The organism is Myxosarcina sp. GI1(2024) (genome assembly GCF_053543375.1).
Window position 1 is genome coordinate 161104 of the sequence record NZ_JBKGTY010000006.1, and the last position, 6874, is coordinate 167977.

The 6874-nt window shown below is 41.1% G+C and carries 9 protein-coding genes and 1 tRNA gene; 7 read left to right on the forward strand and 3 right to left on the reverse strand.

What is annotated here, in order from left to right:
* Positions 1–366: DDE-type integrase/transposase/recombinase (locus ACLFKQ_RS21005; protein ID WP_449001690.1), on the forward strand; the 366-nt coding region annotated here is incomplete at its 5' end.
* Positions 367–493: 127 nt separating this feature from the next.
* On the opposite strand, the gene ACLFKQ_RS21010 is transcribed toward ACLFKQ_RS21005, so the two are convergent.
* Positions 494–579, reverse strand: a tRNA-Leu gene (locus ACLFKQ_RS21010).
* A gap of 115 nt (positions 580–694) precedes the next feature.
* Between ACLFKQ_RS21010 and ndhL the strand changes: the two genes are divergently transcribed.
* The 3 genes from ndhL to trpA are packed head-to-tail and all read left to right on the forward strand — an operon-like array spanning position 695 to position 2111.
* Complete coding sequence (gene ndhL / locus ACLFKQ_RS21015; protein WP_449001691.1) at positions 695–928, forward strand: NAD(P)H-quinone oxidoreductase subunit L; 234 nt, start codon at positions 695–697, stop codon at positions 926–928.
* 8 nt (positions 929–936) lie between these two features.
* Positions 937–1272 carry a DUF3007 family protein gene (locus ACLFKQ_RS21020; protein WP_449001692.1) on the forward strand — a complete coding sequence of 112 codons (336 nt, stop codon included), beginning with the start codon at positions 937–939 and terminating at the stop codon, positions 1270–1272.
* Between the two features lie 44 nt (positions 1273–1316).
* Positions 1317–2111, forward strand: coding sequence for a tryptophan synthase subunit alpha (gene trpA / locus ACLFKQ_RS21025; RefSeq protein ID WP_449001693.1), 795 nt, complete (start codon positions 1317–1319; stop codon positions 2109–2111).
* Here trpA and ACLFKQ_RS21030 read toward each other — a convergent pair whose 3' ends face one another.
* The gene (locus ACLFKQ_RS21030; protein WP_449001694.1) at positions 2112–2516 is read right to left on the reverse strand and encodes an NIL domain-containing protein; all 405 of its coding nucleotides are present in this window, start codon (positions 2514–2516) and stop codon (positions 2112–2114) included. It abuts the gene before it with no gap.
* A gap of 72 nt (positions 2517–2588) precedes the next feature.
* Here ACLFKQ_RS21030 and ACLFKQ_RS21035 point away from each other — a divergent pair, with 72 nt between their 5' ends.
* The 3 genes from ACLFKQ_RS21035 (at position 2589) to ACLFKQ_RS21045 (ending at position 4895) form a co-directional block, all read left to right on the forward strand.
* Positions 2589–3140, forward strand: a complete 552-nt coding sequence (locus ACLFKQ_RS21035; protein ID WP_449001695.1) for a thioredoxin family protein — start codon at positions 2589–2591, stop codon at positions 3138–3140.
* Positions 3141–3190: 50 nt separating this feature from the next.
* Positions 3191–3595: a hypothetical protein gene (locus tag ACLFKQ_RS21040; RefSeq protein ID WP_449001696.1), complete on the forward strand. Its 405-nt coding sequence runs from the start codon at positions 3191–3193 to the stop codon at positions 3593–3595.
* Between the two features lie 127 nt (positions 3596–3722).
* Entirely contained in the window at positions 3723–4895 is a 1173-nt protein-coding gene (locus tag ACLFKQ_RS21045) for a class I SAM-dependent methyltransferase (protein ID WP_449001697.1), read from the forward strand.
* Between the two features lie 77 nt (positions 4896–4972).
* Here the strand turns inward: ACLFKQ_RS21045 and ACLFKQ_RS21050 are convergent, their stop codons facing one another.
* A complete protein-coding gene (locus ACLFKQ_RS21050; protein WP_449001698.1) occupies positions 4973–6460 on the reverse strand; it encodes an ammonium transporter in 1488 nt (495 codons plus the stop codon).
* Positions 6461–6874: the final 414 nt, after the last annotated feature.

Sequence of the window (6874 nt, forward strand, 5' to 3'; positions counted from 1 at the left end):
GCTAAAAGATTCTTGAAGAAAGCCCTGAAATCGAGACATAATAAGCAGCCAAGAGTTATTAACGTAGACCAAAATCCTGCTTATCCCGCAGCAGTTGAAGAACTTCAAACGGAAGAAATTATCTCTAGTGAGTGTGAATTGAGACAGAACAAATATCTTAATAATATCATCGAGCAAGACCATAGATTTCCGAAAAAGCAGGCTAAGTATAAATTATACTTTCAACATTTCCACTCAGCATGGCGGACATTAAAAGGGTATGAAATCATGAATGTGATTCGCAAAGGGCAAATAAAAAATATCGCTAAAGGTGACATCTTGGGACAAAGAAATTTTGTCTATTCTCTGTTTGGGATCGCTGTCTAAAAAATTAGTTAATCACAGGTATATTCTCTCTGTTCGGATTTTTTGCAACAGAACCGCATAAAGCTTCCATAACGGCAAAGTTATGCTTTCTGTCACGACTAAAGCCCTAAAAGTCGCTGCAAAGTAGTGGGGGTAGGGAGACTTGAACTCCCACGACCTTTTACGGTCAACGGATTTTAAGTCCGCAGCGTCTACCAATTCCGCCATACCCCCAAGTTAAAAATTGCAGTCTTACACTTTTTCAGTAGAAACTAATATATCATACAGTAAGCCGGTCGCGCTTTAACATCTAAAATTAAGTTAGAGAAAATTTTACGAGTAAAGGTAGATGACGCTATTAACAGAAACTAATTTAGTTGCCCTAATTTATTTGGCATTGAGCGGAACGTATTTATTGATGTTACCAGCTTTGATTTATTTTTATTTGAATAATCGTTGGTATACAGCTAGTTCGGTCGAGCGATTAATCATGTATTTGTTTGTGTTTCTCTGCTTTCCTGGAATGTTGCTACTCAGTCCTTTTCTCAACTTCCGCCCCAAACGTCGCGACCTAAAAGCTTAAGGGAAGTTATGCGGAGAATAGATGCAATTGCGATCGCTGTTGGTATTTTTCTGACAGGTGGAATTGTTTATTTAGTGCTGCAACTATCAGGGGTCGATAGTATTAATGCGGGAATCTGGACTCAAACCTTATTGGTAATTGGTTTATTAGGTTGGTGTTTGACCTACTTATTCCGAGTGGGAACTAAAAACATGACTTACAACAAGCAGCGACAAGACTATGAAGATGCCATTTTACAGAAACGACTTGAGGAAATGAGTCCAGAGGAAATCGCCCAGCTTCAAGCAGATGTGGAACGAGAACAACAGCCAAATTCTGCCTCATCTAATTCAACTTCCGAATAAATTTAATAGTTTCAAGATAATTAATAAAAATAAATAATTTCGAGATGAACTCTGTTAGCGATCGCTTTAAATATCTGCGACAAAAATCTGAATGTGCTTTAATTCCGTTTATTACTGCAGGCGACCCCGACTTAGCGACTACAGCTAAAGCTTTAGAGGTTTTGGCTCAAAATGGAGCAGATTTAATTGAATTGGGCGTTCCCTATTCCGATCCCCTGGCTGACGGTCCCACAATTCAGGCGGCAGCAACTAGGGCTTTGGGACGTGGGGTACATTTAGATGCGGTTTTGGATGTAGTTAAAACGGTGGAAGTAAAAATCGAGATTCCAATTATTCTATTTACCTACTACAATCCCATCTATTATCGAGGTGTAGACTCATTTTTACAGCAGATTCAGGCTGCAGGAGTAAAGGGTTTGGTAATTCCCGATTTACCTCTAGAAGAAGCCTCGGCTTTACTTACTTCGGCAAGCCAAATGGGTATAGAAGTAACCTTATTGGTTGCTCCTACCAGTTCTCAAGAGAGAATCAACACGATTGCCACTTCTTCCCAAGGTTTTATTTATTTAGTTTCGGTGACGGGGGTTACTGGAGTTCGCGCTCGAGTTGCTTCTAAGGTTAAAGATTTACTTACAGAGATGCGGGGGATTACCGATAAACCCATCGGAGTAGGATTTGGTATTTCTAGTCCGGAACAAGCCAGACAAATTAAGGATTGGGGAGCAGATGCAATTATTGTCGGCAGTGCTTTTGTCAAGCGTTTGGCAGATGGAACTCCAGAAGCGGGGTTAGAAGCGATCGCCAAATTTTGCCAGAGTCTCAAACAGGCTATTGTCTAGTTAGAGATTAGTGGAAATTGCGCCGACAGGACAGGTAGGAACGCATTGTTCGCAGACGATACATAGCGATCGCCGGAACTTGAGTTTAAAAGTTTGTGGTTCGAGAATTAGAGCTTCGGTAGGACAGACCCCGGTACATAAGCCGCAGTCGACACAACTAGCTTCATCGATAACGATTTCACTGCTAGCAGAAGAAATATCAATATCTCGCAGACGCATCCACTCGATCGCCGCATCGATTTCATCGATATCGCCTTGTAATTCTACTACTAGCTTGCCCATGCGATCGGGTGCTACTTGAGCGCGAATGATATTGGCGGCAACGTTAAAATCCTTTGCCAAGCGATAGGTAATCGGCATTTGTACGGTATTTCTCGGAAAAGTTAGAGTTACCCGTTTTTTCATGGTCGGTTAGAGTCAAAAAAGTACAATAAAACAAAGGTGCGAATACATATAAACTAGCTAATCAAGGAGCCTATGGTTGACTCTCAATCGAAAAACATTAGTGTGGTTAGAAACGTAATAGTTGCCATCGCAGCAGTAGTGCTGGGAGTAGCTTTATTTATCGGTTTACAAACCGAAACCAATTCTGGTTCTCTCGAATCCCTAGTAAAACGTTCTATGTCTCTTGAGGATGCCATGAGTAATGGGAAACCTACCCTAACAGAATTTTATGCCGACTGGTGTACTACCTGTCAGGCTATGGCAGGAGATTTAGCGGCAATTGAAGACGAGTATGAAGATCGAGTTAACTTTGTAATGCTCAATGTAGATAATGACAAATGGCTGCCTGAAATTTTGCGTTATCGCGTCGATGGCATTCCCCATTTTGTATTTATGAACCGCGAAGGTGAAGCAATTGCCGAAGCGATTGGCGAACAGCCTCGTTCGATTATTGAAGCGGATTTAGAAGCCTTAATCGCCAGTAATCCCATACCCTACACCTATAATCAAGGTTCGGTTTCTCAGTTTAAGACTCCTGTGGCAACGGAAAAAAATAGCGATCCCCGCAGTCATGGCGGAACATAAGCCAGTAGCATGAAAATTTATCACGATCTCAAATTAAACAGGACTGCTATATGACGATTTTGGTCAAGCATAGAACGACTGGGAATGAATATATATTATTAGCCGTTAATGCTCTAAACGGTGGTGGCAAAATTAATTTGCCTTCGCGCTTCCTCAACGATTTATTTTCTCAGAATGAAACTGAAAATTATGGACTGGTAACTATTTGCGATGCCAGAGGTAATATTTTCTTAAGCTACATCGACGATTTGATCGTTAGTGAGATAGACGGCAAAAAACCCTCGGAAATTTTACCTGAAATTATCGTTTCATCGGTGAGCGACGAGGGCGAAGAAGATAATGATAACTTAGATCGCCTCAGTAGTTCTTCAGAAGGCGATCGGGCTTTATCCAGTTCGGAAACGGCTAATATTTCAGATAATGATGATTTTGAAGATGATGAGGACTGGGTTTAGATCGGTTTGCTCGATCTAGATTATCGCTACCAATAGCTATGAGTAGTCCTAGTTAACCCGAAAAAGGCGAGCGATTAATGGCGATTAATATTAGTGTCTCTGCCTATTTAACCCAACTTTGAGCAATATGAATCAAATAGATTTTCCCAATTCTCAGCAACTGTACCAAATTATTTCCGAACGAATTAATACATCTCGCCCACAGCGAATTACCTTTGCTGAATTTATGAACTTGGTTTTATATCATCATCAGTTCGGTTACTATAGTTCGGGTACTGTCAATATTGGTGCTGCGGGTGATTTTTTTACTTCCTCTTCTTTAGGTAAAGATTTTGGCGAACTTCTAGCAATTCAGCTCGCAGAAATGTGGCAAAACTTGGGTAGTCCTGATCGCTTTACGGTTGTGGAAATGGGAGCGGGTAATGGCAGCTTGGCAGCAGATATTCTCGCCTATTTACAGGAAAATTATCTCGATCTTACTCAAGCGCTTGAATATATAATTATTGAAGAATCGCCGGCTTTAGTTGCTCAGCAGCAACAAAAATTAAAGCCTGTTACTGCAATTGAGATTAATTGGAAAACTTGGCAAGAAATTCCAGATAATTATGTGGTTGGCTGCTGCTTTGCTAATGAACTAATTGATGCATTTCCCGTACATTTAGTTGTGGTTAAATCGGGAAAATTACAAGAAATATATTTAACTATTGAAGAAAATAAATTAACCAAAGTAATCGGAGAGTTATCTACTTCCAGAATAAAAGATTATTTTAATTTAATTGACCTGGACTTACTTAGCGATCGCTATACGGAAGGGTATCGTACGGAAGTTAACCTTAAAGCTTTAGATTGGCTAGAAACTGTCGAGCGCAAATTACAGAAAGGATATCTGCTCGTCATCGACTACGGCTATCAGGCAGAGAAATACTATTACCCACAGCGCAGTCAGGGAACTTTGCAATGTTACTATCGACATCGCCATCACGATAATCCCTATGTAAATTTAGGCTATCAAGACATCACCACTCACGTTAATTTTACCGCCTTAGAACGTCAGGCAAGTTTACTGGGCTTAGATAACATTGGCTTTACCAAACAGGGAATGTTTCTAATGGCTCTGGGTCTGGGCGATCGCCTGAAACAACTATCTAGCGGTAAATACAATTTGAAGGAAATTTTAAACCGAAGAGATGCTCTGCATCAACTAATTTCCCCCACAGGATTGGGAAGATTTAGAGTGTTAATTCAGGGTAAGGGATTGGGTGCCAAAGAGCGATCTCTTCGAGGATTAACCATACCTTGACCACAAAAAATAGGGGTTCAGCATTGCTAAACCCCATATACAAGATAAATTTGTCTATATTTTTGTCTGTAAAACTTTTAGAATTCTGTGCTTTTGCCTACATCAGAAGAACCTACAGCTACGCTAGAACTACCTGTAGATAAAACATCAGCTTCTTTGACAAAACCACTGTAAGCTTCCATGCCGTGTTCGCCAATATCCAAACCGCGAAGTTCTTCTTCTTCCCCAACTCGGATTCCGAATACAGCATTTAAGATGCCCCAGACGAGGGCACTAAAGATGACGGTGAACGCACCTATAGCCAAAATGCCGATAATTTGAGGGATGATATTAGCATCTTCACTAAAAATGGCGACAGCCAAGGTCCCCCAAATACCACAAACCAAGTGAACTGAAGTCGCACCTACGGGATCGTCAATTCTAATACTGTCAAAAAAGGCAACGGAGAAGACGACGATAATACCGGCGATCGCACCGATAATAATCGCTTCAAAGTAGCTGACAGCGGCACAACCTGCGGTAATTCCCACTAATCCGGCTAAAACTCCGTTAATAATCATCGAGAGATCGGGTTTGCCGTCTTTAATCCAAGAAGTAAACGTAGCGAGTACGCCACCTGCTGCTGCTGCTAGATTTGTAGTGACGGCAATGTAAGGAACGTTGGCAGTTGCTGCCAATTCCGAACCAGGGTTAAAACCAAACCAACCGATCCAGAGAATCAAACAGCCTAGAGTGGCAAAACCCATATTGTGTCCTGGTAGGGCACTAATTCTACCAGCTTGATATTTACCCAATCTCGGTCCTAACATCGCCGCACCGACTAAAGCCGCCCAACCTCCAACGGAGTGAACTACGGTAGAACCAGCAAAATCGTAAAAGCCTAGTTCGCTCAACCAACCGCCATCCCATACCCAGTGACCGGTAATCGGGTAGGAGATAGCCACTAACAGAAAGCTAAAAATTATGAATGAACTAAAGTGAATCCGTTCTGCTACCGCACCAGAAACGATCGTTGCCGCAGTCGCCGCAAAAGCTACCTGAAACAGAAACGAAATGGCTTCGGGTACTGCCGCAGGGTAGGGTTCGTTACCATAAGGAACGGGATCGCCGTTAAAGAAAAAGCCTTGTAAGCCGATAAAGCCGTTGCCTTCTCCATACATAAAAGCATAGCCGATCGCCCAATAAGCGATGGTGGCAATACCAAAAACGATCAGGTTTTTGGCGAGAATGTTGACGGCGTTTTTCTGACGGCAAAAGCCAGTTTCCAACATTCCGAATCCGGCATTCATAAAAATAACCAGAACGGAGGCGAATAGTAAGAAGATTGAATCGAGTACTACTCTTAACTGTTCGACATCGGCTGGGGGATCGAATCCTTGAGCTTTGGCGGCAGTATTCCAAATTAAAACGATCGCCGCTGATAGGGGAATACAGGCTAGCCAGTAGGGAGAAAAGCTACTAAATATAGTTCTTATTGGTTTCGGTAAAGAATTATTAAATGAAGTTGCGTAACTTCTATTCTTATTCTTCAGTAATTTTTTTTGTTTTGAGAGTTGAAAATTCATTTAGTTTTCAAATTAATCTCAGCAGATAACATAAGAGTTAGTTTGTTTCAAATAACAAACTTGATTCACAATAGTTTCTGGCTTTCTACTCCCTTTTTCCGTATAGTTTGTTACTTTTTTTGGGCATAGATAAGTTAGAATGACAGGTTTTACTAAAACTTTAAAAATTTAGCGGTTGCGATCTTGTAGATAAATCTAGAACATAACCAAATAGTTTTGACCACAGAGACTACACTGTCTAAGTCGTTGTTGAGCGACGGCAAGTAATTTTTGACTATTGTCAATAGTAAAATATAGTTTTCTCGGTATACATAATCGACACAGTTAAATATCTCGATCTTCGTTTAGTTGAGTTAAATTTCTGACGGGGTGACAACCCTGTGAGAAGTCAGACAGTGTAGGGAACAGAGACAA

Excerpts from the sequence above, each read along its gene's own strand:
- ACLFKQ_RS21035 (WP_449001695.1), top strand. The coding sequence starts at position 2,589 with ATGGTTGACTCTCAATCGAAAAACATTAGTGTGGTTAGAAACGTAATA.
- ACLFKQ_RS21020 (WP_449001692.1), top strand. The coding sequence starts at position 937 with ATGCGGAGAATAGATGCAATTGCGATCGCTGTTGGTATTTTTCTGACA.
- ACLFKQ_RS21045 (WP_449001697.1), top strand. The coding sequence starts at position 3,723 with ATGAATCAAATAGATTTTCCCAATTCTCAGCAACTGTACCAAATTATT.
- ndhL (WP_449001691.1), top strand. The coding sequence starts at position 695 with ATGACGCTATTAACAGAAACTAATTTAGTTGCCCTAATTTATTTGGCA.
- ACLFKQ_RS21050 (WP_449001698.1), bottom strand. The coding sequence starts at position 6,460 with ATGAATTTTCAACTCTCAAAACAAAAAAAATTACTGAAGAATAAGAAT.
- ACLFKQ_RS21040 (WP_449001696.1), top strand. The coding sequence starts at position 3,191 with ATGACGATTTTGGTCAAGCATAGAACGACTGGGAATGAATATATATTA.
- trpA (WP_449001693.1), top strand. The coding sequence starts at position 1,317 with ATGAACTCTGTTAGCGATCGCTTTAAATATCTGCGACAAAAATCTGAA.
- ACLFKQ_RS21030 (WP_449001694.1), bottom strand. The coding sequence starts at position 2,516 with ATGAAAAAACGGGTAACTCTAACTTTTCCGAGAAATACCGTACAAATG.